Source organism: Mycolicibacterium tokaiense (assembly GCF_010725885.1).
GTDB classification, from domain to species: Bacteria; Actinomycetota; Actinomycetes; order Mycobacteriales; family Mycobacteriaceae; genus Mycobacterium; species Mycobacterium tokaiense.
Map to the genome: position 1 here is coordinate 4,575,080 of NZ_AP022600.1, position 22,269 is coordinate 4,597,348.

General features: G+C 69.4%; 12 protein-coding genes. 7 read left to right on the top strand and 5 right to left on the bottom strand.

The genetic code is table 11. The features are described 5' to 3' along the window. Positions 1-508 precede the first annotated feature (508 nt). The 4 genes from pks2 to G6N58_RS22355 all read left to right on the top strand — a co-directional run bounded on the left by pks2 (position 509) and on the right by G6N58_RS22355 (position 11,035). Positions 509-6,814, top strand: a complete 6,306-nt coding sequence (pks2, locus tag G6N58_RS22340; RefSeq protein WP_115277246.1) for a sulfolipid-1 biosynthesis phthioceranic/hydroxyphthioceranic acid synthase — start codon at positions 509-511, stop codon at positions 6,812-6,814. 95 nt (positions 6,815-6,909) lie between these two features. Beyond that, positions 6,910-8,355: a condensation domain-containing protein gene (locus G6N58_RS22345; protein WP_115277245.1), complete on the top strand. Its 1,446-nt coding sequence runs from the start codon at positions 6,910-6,912 to the stop codon at positions 8,353-8,355. A 5-nt stretch (positions 8,356-8,360) separates the two neighbouring features. Further along, the gene (locus G6N58_RS22350; protein WP_308213283.1) at positions 8,361-9,710 is read left to right on the top strand and encodes a hypothetical protein; all 1,350 of its coding nucleotides are present in this window, start codon (positions 8,361-8,363) and stop codon (positions 9,708-9,710) included. Then, on the top strand, positions 9,707-11,035 hold the full coding sequence (locus G6N58_RS22355; RefSeq protein ID WP_115277244.1) for a hypothetical protein: 1,329 nt from the start codon (positions 9,707-9,709) through the stop codon (positions 11,033-11,035). Before G6N58_RS22350 ends, G6N58_RS22355 begins: the two co-directional genes overlap by 4 nt. Here the strand turns inward: G6N58_RS22355 and G6N58_RS22360 are convergent. Then, positions 11,028-12,269: a glycosyltransferase gene (locus tag G6N58_RS22360; RefSeq protein ID WP_115277243.1), complete on the bottom strand. Its 1,242-nt coding sequence runs from the start codon at positions 12,267-12,269 to the stop codon at positions 11,028-11,030. The two genes, G6N58_RS22355 and G6N58_RS22360, sit on opposite strands and share 8 nt — an antisense overlap. A gap of 100 nt (positions 12,270-12,369) precedes the next feature. Here G6N58_RS22360 and G6N58_RS22365 point away from each other — a divergent pair, with 100 nt between their 5' ends. Continuing rightward, entirely contained in the window at positions 12,370-15,999 is a 3,630-nt protein-coding gene (locus G6N58_RS22365; RefSeq protein ID WP_178057578.1) for an MMPL/RND family transporter, read from the top strand. A gap of 42 nt (positions 16,000-16,041) precedes the next feature. Next, a complete protein-coding gene (locus tag G6N58_RS22370; protein WP_115277242.1) occupies positions 16,042-16,938 on the top strand; it encodes a glycosyltransferase family 2 protein in 897 nt (298 codons plus the stop codon). A gap of 3 nt (positions 16,939-16,941) precedes the next feature. Here the strand turns inward: G6N58_RS22370 and G6N58_RS30875 are convergent, their stop codons facing one another. Genes G6N58_RS30875 through G6N58_RS22380 form a run of 3 tightly spaced genes read right to left on the bottom strand, consistent with a single transcriptional unit; the run spans position 16,942 to position 19,399 of the window. Further along, entirely contained in the window at positions 16,942-17,733 is a 792-nt protein-coding gene (locus G6N58_RS30875) for an ABC transporter permease (protein WP_170314356.1), read from the bottom strand. Beyond that, positions 17,730-18,473, bottom strand: a complete 744-nt coding sequence (locus G6N58_RS30880) for an ABC transporter permease (protein ID WP_170314357.1) — start codon at positions 18,471-18,473, stop codon at positions 17,730-17,732. The genes G6N58_RS30875 and G6N58_RS30880 overlap by 4 nt, the downstream gene beginning before the upstream one ends. Beyond that, positions 18,470-19,399 carry a daunorubicin/doxorubicin resistance ABC transporter ATP-binding protein DrrA gene (locus G6N58_RS22380; protein ID WP_068916744.1) on the bottom strand — a complete coding sequence of 310 codons (930 nt, stop codon included), beginning with the start codon at positions 19,397-19,399 and terminating at the stop codon, positions 18,470-18,472. Before G6N58_RS22380 ends, G6N58_RS30880 begins: the two co-directional genes overlap by 4 nt. A gap of 140 nt (positions 19,400-19,539) precedes the next feature. Here G6N58_RS22380 and G6N58_RS22385 point away from each other — a divergent pair, with 140 nt between their 5' ends. Then, positions 19,540-20,376 (top strand): glycosyltransferase family 2 protein, encoded by an 837-nt coding sequence (locus G6N58_RS22385; RefSeq protein ID WP_232067958.1) that lies wholly within the window; start codon positions 19,540-19,542, stop codon positions 20,374-20,376. A gap of 6 nt (positions 20,377-20,382) precedes the next feature. Here G6N58_RS22385 and G6N58_RS22390 read toward each other — a convergent pair whose 3' ends face one another. Continuing rightward, positions 20,383-22,146: an AMP-binding protein gene (locus tag G6N58_RS22390; RefSeq protein ID WP_115277241.1), complete on the bottom strand. Its 1,764-nt coding sequence runs from the start codon at positions 22,144-22,146 to the stop codon at positions 20,383-20,385. Between the last annotated feature and the right edge of the window lie 123 nt (positions 22,147-22,269).

Genomic DNA, 22,269 nt, shown 5'->3' on the forward strand with positions numbered 1-22,269 from the left:
CGCCGGAACGCACCTCGGAGGTGTTTTCCCTGAGACAACGCCAGTTTTCAGTCGACTGTTCTTGTCTGGAGTCTTCGCCGATGAGGGCGCATCGACGCCGCGGGGATGCCCCAGCTGTCTTCATCAAAGTTAGCTGCAGATCGGGTCAGCGAAAGATTTGGTCGAAAATGTCAAGACAAACTTTATAACGACAACGTAAATAACCTTCAACAGGCCAGGTGGGTTAAGGTTGCTGTTTGATTCAGCAAATCGAGGGGGCCTCGTGTAGTGTTTCGCCCGCAGAACTTGAATTTGCAAACTGCGACACGGCTTTGCTCGATATTTTGCACGGACGTCAGTGACAGTCGTTAGAGTACCGGTTCGCACACCAAACTCAGGGAAAACTCAGGAAGACCTAAGGGGACGAACGACCGGCCAGCAACACAGCCGATGTGGAGTGCGGGGGTGAACCACGTCGGCCATCGGCCGATCGAACGTCCCACAGCAAGCGCGGAAGAGGTTCGGATTCGTGGTTCAGGCATCAGTCACTCCCGTGGCGGTCATCGGCATGGCCTGCCGGCTGCCGGGTGGGATCGATTCGCCGCAGCGGTTCTGGGAAGCGCTGCTGCGCGGTGAGAATCACGTCACCAAGGTCCCCCTGGACCGCTGGGACGCCGAGGAGTACTACGACCCCGAGCCAGGTGTGCCCGGACGCTCGGTGTCGAAATGGGGCGCCTTCATCGAGGACATCGCGGGCTTCGACGCCGACTTCTTCGGCATCAGCGAGCGCGAAGCCACCGCCATCGATCCGCAGCACCGCCTGCTCATGGAGACCGCCTGGGAGGCCGTCGAACACGCCGGCATCGACCCGGCGACGCTGAGCGAGCAGTTGGCCGGTGTCTTCGTCGGCATGACCCACGGTGACTACCAGCTGCTGGCCGCCGACGCCCACGCCGTCGAGGGGCCCTACGGCTTCACCGGCAACAACTTCAGCCTGGCCTCGGGCCGCATCGCCTACCACCTCGGGGTACACGGTCCCGCCTACACCGTGGACTCGGCCTGCTCGTCGAGCCTGCTGGCCGTGCACATGGCCTGCCGCAGCCTGCACGACGGCGAGAGCGACCTCGGTCTGGCCGGCGGCGTCTCGGTCATGCTCGAGCCGCGCAAGATGGCCTCGGGGTCCGCGCAGGGCATGCTGTCGCCCACCGGTCAGTGCCACGCCTTCGACGTCGACGCCGACGGGTTCGTCTCCGGCGAGGCCAGCGTGATGTTCCTGCTCAAGCGCCTCGACGACGCCCAGCGCGACGGTGACCGGATCCTCGGCATCATCCGGGGCACCGCCAGCAACCAGGACGGTCACACCGTCAACATCGCCACCCCGTCGCGGCCGGCCCAGACCGCGGTCTACCGATCCGCGTTGCGCGCCGGCGGCATCGATCCCGCCAGCGTTCGCATGATCGAGGCGCACGGCACCGGAACCCCGGTGGGCGACCCCATCGAATACTCCAGTCTCGCCGACGTCTACGGCGGCGCGGGCCCGGTGGCCCTCGGCTCGGCCAAGACCAACTTCGGCCACGGCCAGTCCGCCTCCGGCGCCGTCGGCCTGATGAAGGCGCTGCTGGCTCTGCAGCACGGTCTGGTGCCGCAGAACCTGCACTTCAACAAGCTGCCCGACGAGATGGCGGCCATCGACACCGACATGTTCATCCCCACGGCCACCGTGCCGTTCCCCGACAGCGACGCCCACCCGCGCCGCGCCGCGGTGTCGGCGTACGGCCTGTCGGGCACCAACGTGCACGCCGTCCTGGAGCAGGCGCCGTCGGTCGAGGCGCCCCGCGTGGTGTCCGCCGAGGGCGCCCGGCGCAACGGCGGGCTGCTGTTCCCGCTGTCGGCCACCTCCGCCGACGAACTGCGCCGCACCGCCGGCCGGCTGGCCGACTGGGTCGCCGAGCGGGCCCGCGGCAACGCCCCCGCCACCGATCTCGAACTCGAGGACCTGGCCTACACCCTGGCGCGCCGGCGCTCGCACCGCCCGGTGCGCACCGCGGTGCTGGCCGCCGATCACGAGGAGCTGATCAAGGCGCTGCGCGAGGTCGCCGACGGCGACACCCCGTACCAGCCCGCCGTCGGCTCCGGCGACCGCGGGCCGGTGTGGGTGTTCTCCGGGCACGGCTCGCAGTGGGCCGGCATGGGCACCGCCGCGCTGGCCGCCGAGCCCGTCTTCGCCGCCACCATCGCCACCCTCGAACCGCTGATCCAGGCCGAGTCCGGCTTCTCCGTCACCGAGGCCATGACGGCCGACGAGAAGGTGTCGGGCATGGACCGCACCCAGCCCACCATCTTCGCGATGCAGGTGGCGATGGCCGAGACCATGAAGTCCTACGGCGTGCTGCCCGGAGCGGTGATCGGCCACTCCATGGGCGAGGCCGCCGCGGCCGTGGTCTCCGGCGCCCTCTCGCTCGAAGACGGCGTCAAGGTGATCTGCCGCCGCTCCAAGCTGATGGCCAGCATCTCCGGTGCCGGCGCCATGGCGTCGGTGGAGTTGCCCGCCAAACAGGTGCTCTCCGAGCTCGCCGCCCGCGGGGTGCGCGACGTCGTGCTGGCCGTGGTCTCCTCACCGCAGTCCACCGTGGTCGGCGGCGCCAAGGACTCCGTCCGCGACCTCGTCGAGCACTGGGAGTCGCGCGGCGTGCTGGCCCGCGAGGTGGCCGTCGAGGTGGCCTCGCACTCCCCGGAGGTCGACTCGATCCTCGACGAGCTGACCGAGGTGCTCGAGGACCTCGAGCCGATGGAGCCGTCGGTGCCCTATTACTCGGCCACGCTCTACGATCCGCGCGACCCGGCCGACTACGACGCCTACTACTGGGCCGACAACCTGCGCCACACCGTGCGGTTCTCCGCCGCGGTGCAGGCCGCCCTCGAGGACGGGTTCCGCGTGTTCGGCGAGCTCTCGCCGCACCCGCTGCTGACCTATGCCGTGGAGCAGACCGGGCGCGGGCTGGACATGCAGCTGGCCGCGATCGCCGGCCTGCGTCGCGAGCAGGAGCTGCCCAGCGGCCTGCGCGGCTTCCTGGCCGACCTGCACGCCGCCGGTGCCGCGGTGGACTTCGCCACCCAGTACCCCGACGGCCGGCTGGTCGACGCACCGCTGCCCACCTGGAACAAGGTGCCGCTGATCCTCACCCGCGACGCTGCCGAGCAGGCGGCGGGCGGCAACACCGTGGCCGTGCACCCCCTGCTCGGGGCGCACGTCCGGCTGCCCGAAGAGCCGGAGCGCCACGTCTGGCAGGCCGACATCGGCACCGCCGCCCAGCCGTGGCTGGGTGACCACCAGGTGCACAACGTGGGCGCACTGCCCGGCGCGGCCTATTGCGAGATGGCATTGGCCGCGGCGCGCACCGTGCTCGGTGAGGACACCGAGGTCGACGACATCACCTTCGAGCAGATGCTGCTGCTCGAAGACCAGACGCCGGTGTCGGTGGTGGCCGAGGTGAAGACCCCCGGCGTGGTGGACCTGGTGATCGAGACCTATGCCGATGGCGAGCAGACCCGCCGCGCGTCGGCGACCCTGCGCACCGCCGCTGCCGGGGAGCCCAAGTCCTACGACATCGACACGCTGGTGACGGCGCATCCGCAGCGCTTCGAAGGCGCCGACATGCGCGACTGGTACGCCGAGCGCGGCATCCAGTACGGCCCGGCATTCGCCGGGCTGGTGGCGGCCAACACCGCCGAGACCGATTCCAGCGCAACGGTGCTCGCCGAGGTGTCGCTGCCCGGCTCGATCCGGTCGCAGCAAGGCGCCTACGACATCCACCCCGCACTGCTGGATGCCTGCTTCCAGGCCGTCGGTGCGCACCCGGACCTGCACTCCGACACCACCGGCACGCTGATGCTGCCGCTGGGAGTGCGCTCGCTGCGGGTGCACGCCTCGACCCGCAACGCCCACTACTGCTACGTGACGATCACCAGCGCCACCGCCACGGCCGTCGAGGCCGACATCGAGGTGCTCGACGAGCACGGCGCGGTGCTGCTGACCGTCGGTGGCCTGCGCCTGGGCACCGGCGCGTCGGCCACCGGCCGGGCCCACCGCGTTCTCAACGAACGGCTGCTCACCATCGACTGGCGCCGCCAGGAACTGCCCGACGCCGAAGGTGCCGAGGCCGGCCGTTGGCTGGTGATCGGCCTGACCGCCGACGCCGAGGCCACCACCGCGGCGCTGGCCGGCGAGCTCACCGGCAACGGTGCCACCGTCACCAGCTTCACCTGGGCCGAGGAGGCCGCGGCGACGCTGCGGGACACCCTCTCGGCCGAACACCACGCCGGTGTGGTGCTGGTAGCCGGCAGCGCGGGGGAGTCCGTTGCGGCGGCCGCCCAAGGTGCGGACTACGTGCGCACCGTGGTGCGCATCGCTCGCGAGCTGCCCGAGATCGCGGGCGAGCCGGCACGGTTGTTCGTCGTCACCCGCAATTCGCAGGTGGTCAGTCCCGAGGACATCCCCAATCTGGACCAGGCAGGCCTGCGCGGTCTGATGCGTGTGCTGGCCATGGAGCAGCCCGGGCTGCGGGCCACCCAGATCGACCTCGACGACGCCACCGAGCCGGCGTCCGTCGTCACCCAGCTGCTGTCCGGCTCCGAGGAGGACGAGACGGCCTGGCGCGAGGACGAACTGCACGTTGCCCGGCTGAACCTGACGCCGCTGCAGGCCGAGGAGCGGCGCACCACCGTGGTCGACAACGCCACCGACGGCGTTCGCCTGCAGATCCGGGTGCCCGGAGACCTGCAGTCTCTCGAGCTGGCCGCCTTCGACCGGGTGCCGCCGGGTCCCGGCCAGATCGAGGTCTCGGTCGCCGCGTCGAATCTCAACTTCGCCGACGTCCTGGTGGCCTACGGCCGCTACCCGTCCTTCGAGGGCCGGTTGCCCCAGCTGGGCGCCGACTTCGCCGGCGAGGTCACCGCGGTGGGCCCGGGCGTCACCGACCACCGGGTGGGGGACCGGGTGGCCGGCATCTCGCTCAACGGGGCCTGGACCACGTTCGTCACCTGCGACGCCAGTCTGGCCGTCACGCTGCCGGATTCGGTTCCGGCCGGCCGCGCCGCCGCAGTGCCCAGCGCGCACGCCACCGCCTGGTACGGCCTGCACGACCTGGCCCGCATCTCTGCGACGGACAAGGTGCTCATCCACTCCGCCACCGGCGGCGTGGGGCAGGCGGCGGTGGCCATCGCCAAGGCCGCCGGCGCCCAGATCTTCGCCACCGCGGGCACGCCCGAGAAGCGAAAGCTGTTGAACGAGTGGGGAATCGAGCACGTCTACGATTCGCGCACGCTCGAGTTCGCCGAGCAGATCCGCGCCGACACCGACGGTTACGGCGTGGACATCGTGCTCAACTCGCTGCCCGGCGCGGCGCAGCGGGCCGGGCTGGAACTGCTCACCTTCGGCGGCCGCTTCGTCGAGATCGGCAAGCGCGACATCTACGGCGACACCAAGATGGGCCTGTTCCCGTTCCGCCGCAACCTGTCGTTCTACGCCGTGGACCTGGCGCTGCTGACGCTGACCAACCCCGATCACACCCGCCGCCTGATGCAGACGGTGTTCGACAAGATCGCCGACGGCACCCTGCCGATGCCGGAGACCACCCACTTCCCGCTGGCCGACGGAGCCACCGCCATCCGCGTGATGGGGGCCGCCGAGCACACCGGCAAGCTGGTGCTCGATGTTCCGCACGCCGGTTCCAGCAGCGCGGTGGTGCCCCCGGAGAACGCCACGGTGCTGCGCGCCGACGGCGCCTACGTCATCACCGGCGGCCTGGGCGGCCTCGGGTTGTTCCTGGCCGAGAGGATGGCCGACGGCGGCGCCGGACGCCTGGTGCTCAACGGACGTTCGGAGCCCGGCGCCGAAGCCCAGGAGGTCATCGACCGGATCCGCCGCGGCGGCACCGAGGTCGAGGTCACCCGCGGGGACATCGCCGACCCGGACACCGCCCGCCGCCTGGTGGAGGCGGCGTCGGCCACCGGCAAGCCGCTGCGCGGTGTGCTGCACGGCGCCGCGGTGGTCGAGGACGCCACGTTGGCCAACATCACCGACGAGCTGATCGAGCGCGACTGGAACCCCAAGGCCAAGGGGGCGTGGAACCTGCACGAGGCCGTCAAGGGCACCGAGCTGGACTGGTTCTGCTCGTTCTCCTCGGCGGCGGCCATGGTCGGCTCGCCCGGCCAGGGTGCCTACGCCGCGGCCAACAGCTGGCTGGACAGCTTCACCCGGTGGCGGCACGCCCAGGGTCTGCCCGCCAGCGTCATCGCGTGGGGAGCCTGGGCCGAGATCGGCAAGGGCCAGGCGATGGCCGAGGGCGGCGCCGACGGCGGGGCCATGGCCATCGATCCCGAGGATGGCGCCTACGCCTTCGACCAGCTGCTGCGCCACAACCGCACCTACACCGGCTACGCGCCGGTCGCGGGCACGCCATGGCTGGCCGCTTTCGCCCAGACCAGCAAGTTCGCCGAGTCCTTCGCCTCCATCGGGAAGAACCCATCGGGCACCAGCGCCTTCCTGGCCGAGCTGCACGAACTGCCGCTCGAGGAGTGGCACGCCCGGCTGCGCAGGCTGATCTCCGACCAGATCGGCCTGGTGTTGCGGCGCTCGGTGGATCCGGACCGGCCGCTGGCCGAGTACGGGCTCGATTCGCTGGGGATCCTCGAGGTCCGCACCAAGATCGAGACCGAGACCGGGGTGCGGATCGGCTCCACGGACATCACCACGGTCCGCGGTCTGGCGGAGCGGCTCTACGACGAGTTGGCCGCAGATCAGGTTTCGGCCGATACAGTGTCGGCGGCGAAGTAATGATCAAGATCGTTGATTCGATAGATCTGCGGGCGGCGGACCGGCGGGCCGTAGCCATGCACGCACAGTCGGCACGACGAGTTCGGGGAGAGTGAATGGTTGCAATCAAGGCCATCCATGACTGGATGGGCGAGCCGGGCACGGTCGTGTCCTGGCACCCGTCGCCAGCCACACTCAAGAAAGTGGAGCAGGCGCCCGTCAGCGACGTCCCGGTCAGCTACCAGCAGGCCCAGCACATCCGCGGCTACCGCAGCCACGTCGCCGCCGGTACCGACATGGCCCGGCTCAACATCCCGGCGTGGGACATCCCGGGGCAGTGCGACCTGCGGGCGATGACCCACGTCATCAACTCCTATGTGCGCCGCCACGACACCTACCACAGCTGGTTCGAGCTGCCCGAGGGCAGTGACGAGGTCATCCGGCACACGGTGGCCAACCCCAAGGACATCAAGCTGGTCCCCACCGATCACGGTGAGATGACCCCGGCGCAGTGGCGTGAGCACGTGCTGGCCACCCCGGATCCGCTGACCTGGGACTGCTTCCACTTCGGGATCATCCAGCGCGACGACCACTTCACCTTCTACATCAGCGTCGACCACGTGCACACCGACGCCATGTTCATGGGTCTGGTGCTCGTCGAGATCCACATGATGTACCTCGCCCTGGTCGACGGTGCCGCACCCCTGCAGTTGCCGCCGGCCGGCAGCTACGCCGACTTCTGCCACCGCCAGGCGGCCTACACCGCCGCGCTGACGCTGGACACCCCGGAGGTGCGGGGCTGGGTCGAGTTCTTCCAGCGCAACGACGGCACCATGCCGGTCTTCCCGCTGCCGCTGGGCGACTTCTCGCTGACCAACACCGGCGACGTGATGACCGTGCAGTTGCTCGACGCCCAGCAGTCGCACGCGTTCGAAGCGGCCTGCATGGATGCCGGTGCCCGCTACAGCGGCGGGGTGATCGCGTGCGCGGCCATCGCCGAGGCCGAGCTGACCGGCACCGACACCTACCACATCATCACGCCGACCACGACGCGCAACGGTCAGTCGGAGTTCATGACCACCGGGTGGTTCACCGGCCTGGTGCCGATGAGCGTGCCGGTGGGGTCGTTCGCCGAGACCGCCCGCGCCGGTCAGCAGGCCTTCGACGCGGGGATGCCGCTCAAGGACGTCCCGCACGACCGGGTATTCGAACTCGCCGAGGGCACCGATCTGGGGCTGCGGACGCCGGGCCCAGGGGTGCCGATGCTGTCCTACCTCGACGCCGGTCTGCCGCCGCTGTCGCCTGCCGTCATCGCGCAGTGGGAAGCCATGAACGGCAAGGTCTTCAGCGATGCCCGCGCGGCCTACCAGGTGGGGATGTACGTCAACCGTTCGGCCACCGAGACGGCGCTGACGGTCACCTTCCCCAACAACCCGGTGGCGCGGGAGTCGGTGCTGCGCTACGTGGCGGCCATGAAGGCGGTCTACGTCCGGGTGGCCGAAGGTCGTGAGGTCCCCAGCCCCAGTGGCCGACCGGAATTGACGCGCGTCGTCGGCGGCTGACGCCGGTGCTGCAGGACAACCGCCTCCATCACATCGATCAGGCGCTCTACCTCGGGCTGCGCGCCACCGGCCAGGCCGCGGTCTGCCAATGCCTCTGGATCTATGAACACGACGTCGACGTCGAGGGCCTCACGAGGTTCCATCAGCAGTTCGGGCACGGTCTCGCCGGCCGCCGCATCGAACCCTCGCCGCTGCCGTTCGGCCGGCACCGCTGGGTGGCCTGCCCGGGTCCGCAGGCCGACATCCGTTTCGAAGAGGGGGTGCGCCCCCGCGACGAGCTGATGGAGTGGGCCGACGAACACGCCTGCCTGCCGGTCGACCCCGAATGGGGCCCGGTCTGGCACATGGGTGTGCAGCGCTTCGACGACGGGTCCACCGCGGTGAGCCTGGTCGGATCGCACTGTGTCGGCGACGGCGGCGGTGCCTGCCTGACCGTCTTCGAGGCCGTCACCGGCAACACCCGCGACCTCGGCTATCCGGCGCCCCGCTCCCGCACCCGGCGTCAGGCGCTGCGTGCCGACGCCCGCGACACCCTGCGCGACCTGCCCGAGGTGGGTCGCACCCTGGTCAACGCGGCCAAGCTGGCGGTGAAGCGCCGCGGTGAGCTCACCAAGTCCGGCGGTCCGAAGGAGGCCGACAGCCTGGGCCCGGCCGGCGATCAGCACGTCCGGGTGCCCGCGGTGGCGGTCTACGTCGACGGTGCCGCCTGGGACGCCCGCGCCGCCGAGCTCGGCGGCAACAGCTACTCGTTGGTGGCGGGCATCGCTGCGCGGCTGGGGGAGCGGATGGGCCGGCGCAGCACCGTCGACGGCACGGTGCCCCTGACGGTGCCCATCAACGACCGCACGCTGGAAGACACCCGGGCCAATGCCGTGGTGCTGGCGAACGTCCGGGTGGATCCCACCAACGCCGCCACCGACCTCTCGGGGGCCCGGGCAGCGTTGAAGGAGGGTCTCAAGACCGCCAAGGACACCCCCGACGAGACGCTGGCCCTGCTGCCGCTGACGCCGTTCCTGCCGAAACGCGCGGTGCGCAGGACCGCGGATCTGGCGTTCGGGTTCAGCTCCGACCTCCCGGTGTTCTGCTCGAACATGGGGCAGTTGCCCGCCGAGATCGGTCGGGTCGACGGCACCGACGCCGAGCACACCGTGCTGCGCGGGGTGGACCAGTTCGTCCCGCTGCGGGTGCTCGAACAACGCCGCGGGTTGCTGACCGTGGTCGCGGCCCGGGTGGGATCCGAGCAGTCCCTGGCCATCGTCGGCTACCGTCCCGGCGCCGAGAACACCAAGGCCCGGCTACGGGAGATCGTCTCGGAGACCCTCGAGGAGTTCGGCGTGACAGGCAGTCTCGAATGACGCGGCGTGACGACCGCCTCGACTACATCGACCAGGCGTCGTTCCTGTCGATCCGCGCCACCGGCCGCCAGCAGCTGGGGCAGCTGGTGTGGCTCTACGAGCACCCCGTCGACTACGACGCCCTGCGCCGGTTCCACCGCAATTACGGCCACGGGCTGGTGGGCCGGCGGATCGAGCGGTCACCGCTGCCGTTCGGCCGGCACCGCTGGGTCGCCGACGTCGGGACCACCCGCGAACTCGAGATCTCCTCGCCGCGCCCGCGCGAGGACCTCAATGCCTGGATGGACGAACAGGCGGAACTGCCCATCGACCCCGAACACGGACCCGGCTGGCGGGTGGGGGTGCTGCCGATGACCGACGGCTCCACCGCTGTCAGCGCCGTGCTGTCCCACACCCTGGCCGACGGTATCGGGCTGCTGCTCACCAGCGCCCGGGCGGCCACCGGCCAGGTCACCGACTTCGACTACCCCGCCCGCCAGGCTCGGACCCGGCGGCGGGCTCTGGCCTCCGATGCCGCCCAGACCATCCGGGACCTGCCGGAGGTGGGCCGGACCCTGGCCGCGGCGGCGAAACTGGCCTATAAGCGCCGCGGCGATCTCGGGGGCGGGGACGCGCCGTCGCCGACCCCGACGGGTGCCGACGCGCACGTCGTGGTTCCCACCGCGGCGGCGTTTGTCAGCGCGGCGGAGTGGGACGCGCGCGCAGAAGCTCTCGGCGGCAACAGTTACTCACTGATGGCCGGCTTCGTGTCCCGGCTCGCCATCCAGATGGGACGTCACCGTCCCGACGGCACGGTGAGCCTGCTGGTGGCGATGAGCGACCGCACCGAGGGCGACACGCGTGGCAACGCGGTCTCGCTGGCCACCGTGGTGGTGGACCCGGCGCCGGTGGCCGAGGATCTGTCCGCGGTGCGGGCAGCGATGAAAAAGGGTCTCCAGGAGCTCAAGGACACCCCCGACGAGACCTTCGCGCTGTTGCCGCTGAACCCGTTCGTGCCGAAGAAAGCGGTGCAGCGCACCGCCGGCCTGATGTTCGGTGACCTGCCCGTGTCGTGCTCGAACGTCGGCCCGCTCGATCCCGCGGTCAACCGCCCCGACGGCACCGACGCCGAGTACCTGTTCCTGCGTCCGGTCGACCAGGGCGTCACCCGTCACGAACTCGAACGCGTCGGCGGCCATCTGGTGGTCGCCTCGGGTCGTCTCAACGGCACCGTGAGCATCGGCGTGGTGGGGTACAAGGTGGGCGGCGCCAACACCCACGCCGCACTGCGCGCGACCGTGACGCAGGTACTGGCCGAGTTCGGCCTCACCGGCACCATCATCTAGGTTCGCGAGCGCGCGCCTCCAGCAGATCCGCCGTCATCCGCACAGTCTCATTTGCCGGCGTCAGCCGCGGGGACAGCTCTCGGATGTTGGTCATCACCTCCGCCGACAGGGTCCGGCGCAGTGCGGTGCGCAGGTTCTCCGGTGTGGTCTTGGCGAACCGCTGCGCGGTGCCCACCTTCAGCCGCTTGATCTGATTGGCAAAGAACGGCTGGTCGGCCCCCACCCACAGCACCAGCGTCGGCACCCCGGCGCGCATCCCGGCCGCCGTGGTTCCCGCCCCGCCGTGATGCACCACCGCGCGACAACGCGGGAACACCGTCCGGTGGTTCACCGCACCCACCAGCAACACGTTCTCGGGCACGGTGAGCCCGCGCAGGTCCCAGGTCCCTGACGAGATCAGCGCGCGCTCACCCAGCTCGGCGCACACCTGTGCGATCATCGCGACGGCGTTGGCGGGGGATTCCACCGGCATACTGCCGAAGCCGAAGTAGATCGGGGCCGCCCCGGCGTCGATCCAGCTGTGCACGTCACCGTCGGTGGCGGTGTCGCGCTGCAGGGTCAGGGCGCCGACGAATGGCCGCACCCCGGCCCACTCGTCGGCCAGCCCGGGGAACAGCATCTTGTCGTAGGCCTGGATCTCCAGAGAGCCCGCTTCGGTGAGCCGGCGGATGGCCCGGGTCCGCGCCTTCGGCAGGCCCAGGCTGCTGCGCTGCGCGTCTTCGGCCTGGCGCATCACCTGCCAGTGCAGCCATTCGCCGGCGGCGTACCCGGAGTCCACCACGGCGCCGGGCAGCCGGACCGGCAGCACGCTGCGGTTGGCGCGGTGCGGAAAGTAGTGCAATGCGGCCAGGGGGATGCCGCGCGCCTGGGCCACATTGCCCGCGACCTCCTGGTAGGTGGTGCCGGTCAGCAGCAGATCTGCGCCGTCGGCCACCGCCTCGGCCGCCCGGCCCATGTCCGCCCAGCCTTCCGTGGCGTATTCGCGGCTCTCGTGCCACACCGTCACCGGGTTGCGCAGCGTCCAGAACTTCCGGAACACCTCCGCTTCGAGCTGCTTCTGGGAATCGACGCCGTAGGCGATCGCCGGCCCCAGGCCGACCTCCTCGACGAAACCGACGAGGTTCGGGGGCACCGCCAGCCGGACCTCGTGGCCGCGGGAACGCAGTTCCAGGGCGGCCGCCGCGCACGGTTCGATGTCTCCCCGGGTCCCGTGCACCGCTACGGCGAAAATCACAGCGCCGATCTAAGCACGGGTCTGTGTCCGTGCTGCAAACCCGCTGCGTGGTGGCTTTTGGGGCACTTTGCGGACCGGTTCACCGTGTAACCTGTTTGGGATGTTCAAACGCGCCTTCACCCGCGGTGCGTTGTCGGGGGGCGGGTTTCCATTGCTGTCCCGCGTGGTGGTTCGCCACCCGCTGTGGGTGATCGCCACGTGGGTGATCGCCGGAATCGTACTGCTGCTCTCGCTGCCGTCGCTTGCTGTGGTGGCGGCCAAGAACCCCCCGGAATTCCTGCCGGAGGAAGCGCCGGTGTACGCCTCGACGGACGTGATGAACGAGGCGTTCTCCGAACCCGCGGCCGCCAACAGCGTCGTGATCGTCCTGATCAACGAAGACGGGCTCACGCCGCAGGACGAAGCGACCTACCGCGAGTTGGTGCAGAAGCTGCGCGCCGACACCGACCACGTGATGAACACGCAGGACTTCGTGTCCATCCCCGAGCTGCGCACGGTGATGACCAGTGAGGACAACAAGGCTTACAACCTGCCAGTGAGCCTGACCGGTGTGATGGCCTCCGGGCCGGGGCAACGGTCCTACAACGCCGCCCTCGACATCGTCAAAGAAGTGACCGACGGCTCCACCCTCACCCCGAACATCGTCGGCGCCGCCGCCACCCTGGATGACGTCAACAAGATCGGTGTCCGGGACCAGATCGTCATCGAGACCACCACCGGCATCCTGGTGTTCACCATCCTGGTCCTGGTCTACCGCAGCTTCGTGGCGATGATGCTGCCGCTGTTGACGATCGGCGCCGCGCTGGTGGTGGCGCAGCAGGTGGTGGCGGGCCTCGGTCTGGTGGGGCTGGGCGTCGGCCCGCAGACGCTGCTGCTGATGACGGCGATGATGCTCGGCGCCGGCACCGACTACGCCATCTTCCTACTGAGCCGCTACCAGGAGGTGATGCGTTCCGGCGTCACCTCGGACGAGGCCATGGAGACGGCGCTGACGTCCATCGGCCAGGTGATCGCCGGTTCCGCCTTCACGGTGGCCGCGGCGTTCATGGGGATGGCGTTCACCGACCTGGGGGTGTTCTCCACCGTCGGGCCGCCGCTGGCGGTCACGATCCTGGTCGGGTTCTTCGGCGCGGTCACCATGCTGCCCGCCCTCATGGTGCTGGCCGGCCGGCGCAACTGGCTCAAACCCCGCAAGGACCTCACCGGCCGGATCTGGCGTCGCTCCGGGGCTGAGATCGTCCGCCGTCCCCGCATCGCGCTGGCCGGCAGCCTGAGCGTCCTGTTGGCGTTGGCCGCCTGCATGGCGCTGATCGAATACAACTATGACGACCGCAAGAACCTGCCGGACGACATCGACAGCAACCTCGCCTACGAGGCGATGAACAAGCACTTCACCACCAGCAGCACCGCTCAGCAATTCCTGCTGATCCAGTCGCCGGGGGATCTGCGCTCCCCAGAAGCGCTCGCAGACATGGAGATGATGGCGCAGCGCATCGCCGATCTCCCCGGCATCGACGCGGTGCGCGGCATCACCCGGCCCACCGGCGAGATGATCGAACAGGGCAAGGCCACCTGGCAGGCCGGCGAGGTGGGCACCCGCCTCGGCGACGCCGCCACCCTCATCGACGACAACAACGACAACCTCACGGCGCTCACCAGCGGCGCCGACCGGCTGGCCGACGCTCTCGATGAGATCCGCCGCACTGTTGTCAACGCCGTCGGCAGTGTCCGGGGGCTGGCCTCGGCGCTGGACGACATGGCCGACAAGTACGGCGGCACCAAGACCCTCAACGAGATCGACAAGACCGCCAGCCTGGTGTCCAACATGCGTTCGCTGGGCAAGGCCCTGGGCTTCGACCGGGTGCGGCTCGGCGATGTCGGCGGCTGGGCGGCCCCTGTGCTCGGGCCGCTGAACAGCAGCCCGACCTGTTCGGCCGACCCGGAATGCGTCGCCTCCCGCGCTGACCTGCAGAAGCTGGCCAACCTGCGCGGCGACCCGGCGCTGGACAAGATCGCCGAGCTGGGCGACCTCCTGGTGTCCACCGATCCGAACCAGACACTGGACCAGACCGTCGGCGGACTGAGCCGCACCCTCACCGAACTCACCACCGCCGCCCGCGACCTGGGTCTCGGCGAATCCGGCGGGGTCTCGAGCCGGCTGAACACCGCCATGGAAGGCGCCAACACGCTGGCAGATTCCAGCCGGCAGCTGGCCGAAGGTGTGCAGCTGCTGGTCGATCAGACCCGCAACATCGGCTCCGGGCTGGACCAGGCGTCGAGCTTCCTGATGGCGATGAAGCGCGACGCCGCCGACCCGCCGATGTCCGGCTTCTACATCCCCCCGGAGATGCTCACCCAGGAGGAGTTCAAGAAGGCCGCCGAGCTGTTCATCTCACCCGACGGCCACACCGCGCGCTACCTGGTGCAGACCGCCCTGGACCCCTTCAGCGTCGAGGCGATGGATCAGCTGCAGCTGATCGTCAAGACCGCCGAGGACGCCCGCCCCAACACCACACTGCAGGACGCCACCATCTCGATGGTGGGGTTCACCGTCGTCAACGACAATCTGCGGACCTACTACAACGGCGACATCAAGTTCATCATCTTCGTCACGCTGGTGGTCGTCTTCCTGATCCTGGCGATCATCCTGCGGGCGGTCATCGCGCCGCTGTACCTGGTGGCGTCGGTGGTGCTGTCGTTCGTCTCGGCGGTCGGCATCGGGGTGCTGTTCTTCCAGTTCCTGCTGGACCAGCCCCTGCACTGGAGTGTGCCGGGAACGGCCTTCCTGGTGCTGGTGGCCGTGGGTGCCGACTACAACCTGCTGTTGATCCACCGAATACGCGATGAGGTCCGCCACGGCCACACCATGAAGGCGGCGGTGGTGCGCACCGTCGGCGCCACCGGTGGCGTCATCACCTCGGCGGGCATCATCTTCGCGGTGTCGATGCTGAGCCTGACGGTCAGCAGCCTGAGCACCGTGGTGCAGATGGGCTTCGTCATCGGGGTGGGCCTGCTGCTCGACACCTTCATCGTGCGCACCGTCACGGTGCCCGCGATGGCGGTGCTGGTGGGCGACCGCAACTGGTGGCCGTCGAAGTCGGTCGGCACGCTTTACCTGCCGTCGAAACCGGCGGCGGGGGCAGGCGACGAGGACACCGACCGCATCCCGGACGGGGTGTTCCACGACGCGACCACCGATCCGCTGGACCTCGACTTCTCCTCGGACACCGATCAGCTGTGCCTGGATCTGGACATCGACACCGCGTCTCTGCACCGGGCCTACTCAGCGGTGGATACCGATCAGCTGGATACCGAGGAGCTGGCCGCTCACGTCGACGAGCCGCGGGACGACGACGATGAGCTCGACCTCGAGACCGAGGCCGAGGAGCCGGAGTCTGAGGTCGAGGCTGAGGCCGACGAGGTCGAGCCGGAGCCGGCGGCCGACGAGCCGGAGACCGAGGAGGCCGACGAGGTCGAATCGGAGGCCGACGAGGTCGAGCCGGAGGCCGACGAGGCCGAGGCGGAGGAGCCCGAGGTCGAAGCTGCCGAGGTTGAGGTCAGCGAGGAGACCGACGAGCCGCAGCTCGAGACGGATGATGCCGAGGCGGAGGAGCCCGAGGCCGAAGCTGCCGAGGTTGAGGTCAGCGAGGAAACCGACGAGATCACAAACAGCCCTGCCGACACCGACGCCCCGACGAAGCGGCGCTGGTTCGGGCGGTGGCGCAGGTGAGCACCCCGGGGGGGACCTGGTGTGCCGATACAGAGGATGTGAATGACCGAGAAGTCCATCGAGGTGATCATCCCGGTGCGCAATCTGGCCGGCCAGATTCCGGAGCTGGCCCGGCCGCTGCTCGAGCAGCGCCACGAGGGTGACGTCATCACGGTGATCAACGACGCGTCCACCGACGACACCGCGGAGGTGGCCGCCGGCCTGGGCCTGAACGTGATCACGCTGACCGCGAGCCACGGACCCTATTTCGCCCGGCAGACGGCGGCCCGGCGGTCGACGGCGGACATCCTGTTGTTCATCGACGGCCGATGCCGCCCGCTACCCGGCCTGCTCGACGCGCACCGCGAGATGCAGTCGCGCGACGGCGTGGCGCTGTCGTGCACCGATGTGCGGACCCGCACCGGGCCGTCGCTGGCCGCCCGGGTGGCCGAGCTGCAGCAACCGTTCAGCCTGCGCGGGCGGGTCGACATCCCCGGGCGGCCGCCGTATTTCCCGACCTGCAACCTCGGCATCGCGCGCCCCGCGTTCGAGGCCGTCAACGGCTTCCGGGTGATGCGCGGTGGGGGCGATGTGGACATCTGCTGGCGCATCCAGGAACAGCAGCTGGGGGAGATGGCCGTCGACCACCGGGTGCTGATGGAGTGGGAGCCGCGCACGTCGATGCGTGATCTGGCCAGCCAATACCGCCGCTACGGTCGCAGCACCGCCTACCTCAAGTGGGCGTTCGGGGACCAGTCGCCCGCGGTGTACCGCAAGGACTCACTGGTGGAAGCGGTCAAAGGCGAGATCGCCCGGCGCAAGGCCATCCGGTGGCCCACCGTCACCGAGGAGCTGGCCCGGATCAGCATCGACACGGTGTTCCAGTTCGGATATCTCGAGGCCAAACGCAAACGCGACACCTTCGAACCGCCCCGCAACTACGGCGCCGAGGTGCGCTGAGGGTCAGGGCGCGGTTTCGGCGGTCAGGCGGTACTGGCGCATCACCAGCGGGCAGAAGATCAGGGCCAGGCCCACGATCCACGCCGCGGCGATCACGATCGTGCCCAGCGCCGGCTCGCCCTCCGACAGCGCCCGCATGCTCTCGATGACGGGCGCCATGGGCTGGTAGGCCACGATCGGCTGCAGCCAGCCGGGGAACGACTCCACCGGAGCGATGCCGGGGCTGCAGAACGTAAGACCCACCGCACTGGTGCCCAGCCACATGAACAGGGCGTTGCCCGTGGCCCGCAGCGACAGCGCGGTCACCATCACCGAGAACGTCAGCACCACGAGCACCGGCAACAGCAGGTAGGGGATGAGGCCCAGCAGGTTGCCGCTGAACCGCAGGCCCAGCGCCACTCCGACCGCGGTGATGATCAGCACGCCCAGGAACGTCCGCAGCGCCTCGGCCAGCAGCCGGCCCAGGATCGCGCTCATCCGGTGCACCGGCTGGGTCCAGAACCGCCGCAGCAGCCCGGACCCGCGTTCGATCTGCAGGGACAGCGCGCTGCTGATGGCGCCGAACATCCCGCCGGCGAGCGCACACATCGGCACCAGACGTTCCAGGTTGTCGGTGCCGTTGATGGCGACCATCGATTCGCCCGCCAGCAGGTGGTAGAAGACCAGCAGCGCCGTCGGGAACAACAGGCCCTGGATGGGGACGGCCGGATAGCGGCGCCAGCCGCGCAGCAACCGGCCCGCAAAGATGACGCTCTCAGCCGGCAACGACAGCTTGCTCGTCGGATACTCGGTCATTCCGCCCGCCTCTGGGACCGGGCGGCGATCACGCCGAAGACGAGCAGCAGGCCGAAGCACCACGCCAGCGTCCCGGCAAGGCTGCTCGACGACACCGAACCGTCGGTGAAGCCCCGCAGCGTCCCGGTGATCACCGACACCGGCTGCATCCGCACGAACGGCTCCACCCAGTCGGGGAACGCACTGGCCGGCGCCATGCCGGTGGACAGCAGCACCAGGCCCAGGATCGGGATCAGCAACAGCTGGCTGGACGCGTCGATGCGTTTGATGCGGGTGCCGATCGCGTCGGCACCGAGGGACAGCGCCAGCGTCAGCACACCGATCACCAGCACGAAGGCGACGGCGTAACCGACACCGCCGGCCAGCCGGAAGCCGAAGGGGTAGGCGATGGCGATGGAGGCCACCACCACGACGGCCGAGCGGATCAGGCAGTACAGCATCCGGGCGGCCAGCGGCACCAGAGTGTGCATCGGCATGGTCAGCATCCGGCGTCCGAACCCGTGGGAGGCGTCCCGGGCGGCGCGGTCAGCGGCGGTCAGCGCCCCGAAGAGCAGGGTCTGCATGATGATCGTCGGCAACACGTATTGCGCGTACGGCATCGAGCCGGTGTTGATCACGTCGCGCAGCACCAACGTGAACCCGACGAATGTGGCGACGGGAACCACGACGGCGAGGACCAGATCGAAGTCGCGCAGGGTGCCGCGGAAAACTCGTTCGGTCAGGGTGACCAGTGCGCTCATGCCGTGACTGGACGCTCCGTGAGATGCAGGAACACCTCGTCGAGCGACGGTTTACGCAGCGAGATGTCGAGCAGTTCGACGCCGAGACCCTCGATGCGGCGGAACACCTCGCCGAGGGTGGCGACCCCGTTCGCCGCGGGCAGCGACACCGTGTTCAGGTCCGTGTCGATCTCGAGGCCCTCGTAGTCGGCCAGCGCCGTGGCCACCGCGGACAGATCGTCCGGGCTCACGGGGGTGACCTGGCAGTAGGCGAAACCCAGATGCCGCTTCAGCTGCTCGGCGGTTCCGCTGGCGATGATCTCGCCACCGTTGAGGATGATGATCGAGTCACTGAGGACGTCGGCTTCCTCCAGGTATTGGGTGGTCAGCAGCACCGTGACACCCTGGTCGCGCAGCTCGGAGACCAGCGACCAGACGTCGCGCCTGCTGCGCGGGTCCAGGCCGGTGGTGGGCTCGTCGAGGAACAGCACCTGCGGGGTCACCACCAGCGACGCGGCGATGTCGATGCGGCGCCGCATACCGCCGGAGTAGGTCATCACCTGTCGGTCGGCGGCCTTGGCGAGGTCGAAGCGCTCGATCATCTCGTCGGCGCGTTTGCGCGCGTCGCGCCGGCTGAGCCCGCGCAGGCGGGAGAACAGAATGAGGTTCTCGCGGCCGGTGAGCAGCAGATCCACCGAGGCGTCCTGGCCGGTCACCGAGATGGCCGCCCGCACCTTGTCGGCGTCGCGCACCACGTCGTGGCCGCCCACCAAGGCGTGACCGGTGGAGGGCCGCAGCAACGTGGAGAGGATGTTGACGGTGGTTGTTTTGCCGGCGCCGTTGTGACCCAGCAGCGCACACACCGATCCGGTGGGCACGGCGAAGGTGATGTCGTGCAGAGCACGCATAGCCCCGAATGTCTTTCCGACACCACTGAGCTCGATCACGGGTCAACGATACAGGCGCAGGTGGTCCGTTCAACCGCCACGTGAAGCCTGTCACCCCGGGCTTCGCGAGGTGCGGTCGGGGCTCGGCGTGACGCTACGGTGGTTACCGCCAGCCGCCACGCCCACTGTCTGGGGGACTCTTGATCAGCCTGTCCGAGCCGACATCCGTTGTCGCGGCGATCCCCAACTACAACATGGGGGAGTCGCTGCAGCGGTTGCTGCCGCAGGTGCTGGGTCAGGGATATGACCGCGTCCTGGTCCTCGACGACGCGTCCACCGACCACAGTGTCGACGTGGTGGCGGGCTTCTCCGGCGCGGTCGAGATGGTGCGCAGCCCGGTGAACCAAGGCGCCGGCGCCAACCGCAACCAGGTGCTCAACCACGTGGCCGACGGTGACCTCATCCATTTCATCGACGCCGACATGGATCTGGCCACCGACAACATCGGCGCGGTGGCCCGCGACGTGTTCACCCGGTATGCCGCCGACGGCGTCGGGGCCGTCGGCGGCCTGGTCAGCCGTGCCGACGGCAGCCAGGAGCCCTTCAACTTCGGTCCGGTATTCTCCCTCAAGACCGTGCTGGCCTCGGCGCCGCCGATGCTGGACCGGATCCGCCACCGGCCGCGGCTGGTGCGGGCCATCCGCCGGGTCGGCGTGCCCGGCCAGCGGTACTGGCCGGACGTCTTCGCCACTCCGGTTGCGCGCCCGGCCTATTGGCTGCACGAGGGCAACATGCTGATCAATGCCGGGGTGTTCGCCGCGGTGGGCGGCTACGACACCAAGGTGCGCTATCACGAGGCCCAGGACCTCGGGATCCGGTTGGAGAAACTGGGCGTCAAGCGCCAGTTCGACCCCGTGATCGCGGTGGTGCACCACTACATCGACGTTCGCGGCACCAGTCGCGGCAAACAGGAACGCGATTCAGTGGCCTACCTGATCCGCAAACACGGCGTCGGTCGTTTCCTGTTCGAGCGCTGAGACGGGTCAGGCCCCCGCGGGTACGCCGTTGGCCACGTCGAGACGCTCGAACTTGTCGGCCTCGTAGAGCTGCGCGCAGCTGGCGCGGCGGATCTTGCCGCTGGTGGTGATGGGCAGGGCGCCGCGGCCCACCAGGACGATGTCCGCCGGGCTGAGGGCATGCGCCTGGGAGATGGCAGCGGTGAGCCGGCCTTTGAGGGACGTCAGCTTTTCGCGCAGGTTCTCGTCACCGTTCTGGTTGGTCTTCACCTCGACGATGACCACGAGTTGCTCGGCCCGGTCCTTGTCCACCGAGATCGCCGCGGAACGGCCGTTGCTGATCTCGGTGATGGTGGCCTCGATGTCGTCGGGGTAGTGGTTGACCCCTCGCACGATCAGCAGGTCCTTGATGCGCCCGACGATGAACAGCTCGCCGTCGGCCAGGAAGCCGAGGTCTCCGGTGCGCAGCCAGGGCCCGGCGTCGGTGCCCTCCGACGGCTGATTGATGACGGCGCCGAAGACGGACTCCGACAGCTCGGGCTTGTGCCAGTAGCCGACACACACGTTGTCGCCGCGCACCCAGATCTCACCGACTGTTCCCTCCGGGCATTCGGTGGCGGTGTCCGGGTCCACGATGCGCACGGTCGGCGACGTCGGCCTGCCGTACCCGACCAGCGGGGTGCCGCCGTCGTCGGTGCTGACGCGCGGTTGCCCCGCCGAGAGCGACTCGGGCTCGAACGACACGACGGTGGGCGGCTTGTTCGGTCCGTCGGTGGCCACGTAGAGGACGGCCTCGGCCAGGCCGTAGGACGGTCGCAGCGTCTCCGGCTTGAGGTTGAACCGGGCGAAGCGGGCCGCGAAACGTTTCAGCGTCGCGTCGTGCACCCTTTCGCTGCCACTGATGATGGTCAGCACGGCGCCCAGGTCCATGCCCTCGAGGTCGGCGTCCGAGGTGCGCCCGGCGGCCAATTCGAACGCGAAGTTGGGGCCCGCGGTCAGCGCGCCGGGGTGGGTGGCCAGCAGCTGCATCCAGCGGGCCGGCCGCGCCAGGAAGCCCAACGGGGTGGTGAACACCGTTTTCCAGCCGCCCATGATCGGGGCCACGACGCCCAGCAGCAGACCCATGTCGTGATAGAAGGGCAGCCAGGACACCACGGTGGTGCCCATCGGGGCCACCCCGCCGTGGTCGGAGAAGTAGGCGTTGACCTGCTGCTCGAAGTTCACCGCCAGGTTGTCGTGGGTGACCATGACCCCGGCCGGGGTGCGGGTGGACCCCGAGGTGTACTGCAGGTAGGCGACGTCGGGGCGCACCAGGTTGCGCAGGGTGGACTTGCGCCGGGACTCCAGATCCAGCTGGTCGACGGCGAGGACCGTCGGGGTGCGGCCCGAACTGTCGGGGGTGAGGTACTCGGACAGGACCTCGGTCAGCGCCGCGGTGGTCAGGATGGCGGTGGGTGCGGAGTCAGCCAGGACCGCGCTCACCCGCTCGTCGTGCTGGCCGGCGAACGGCATCGACAACGGGACGGCGATCACCCCGGCCTGCAGCGCGCCCAGGAAGGCGACGAGGTAGTCCAGCCCCTGAGGCGCGACGATCACCGCGCGATCACCGGCGGCGGCGTGGGTGCTCAGTTCCTCGGCCATGTTCAGCGTGCGCCGGTAGAGCTCGGCCCAGGTCAGGGTGCGCTCGACGCCGTCCCAGTCCTGGTCGTAATCCATGAAGACAAATGCGGTGTCGGTCGGCTGCAAACTCGCACGTTCCCGGAGGATCGCGGGAATCGATGACGCGGTCATGAACGCGGCGCCTCGCAGTGACCGGCTGGCAATCGTGTCGACATCCCCCGAGCATAGGGCCACCGCTGCCGTCGATGTGCGAGAGGGCGATCCCGCACGCCGCCGCACGCTGGGGTCGGGGCT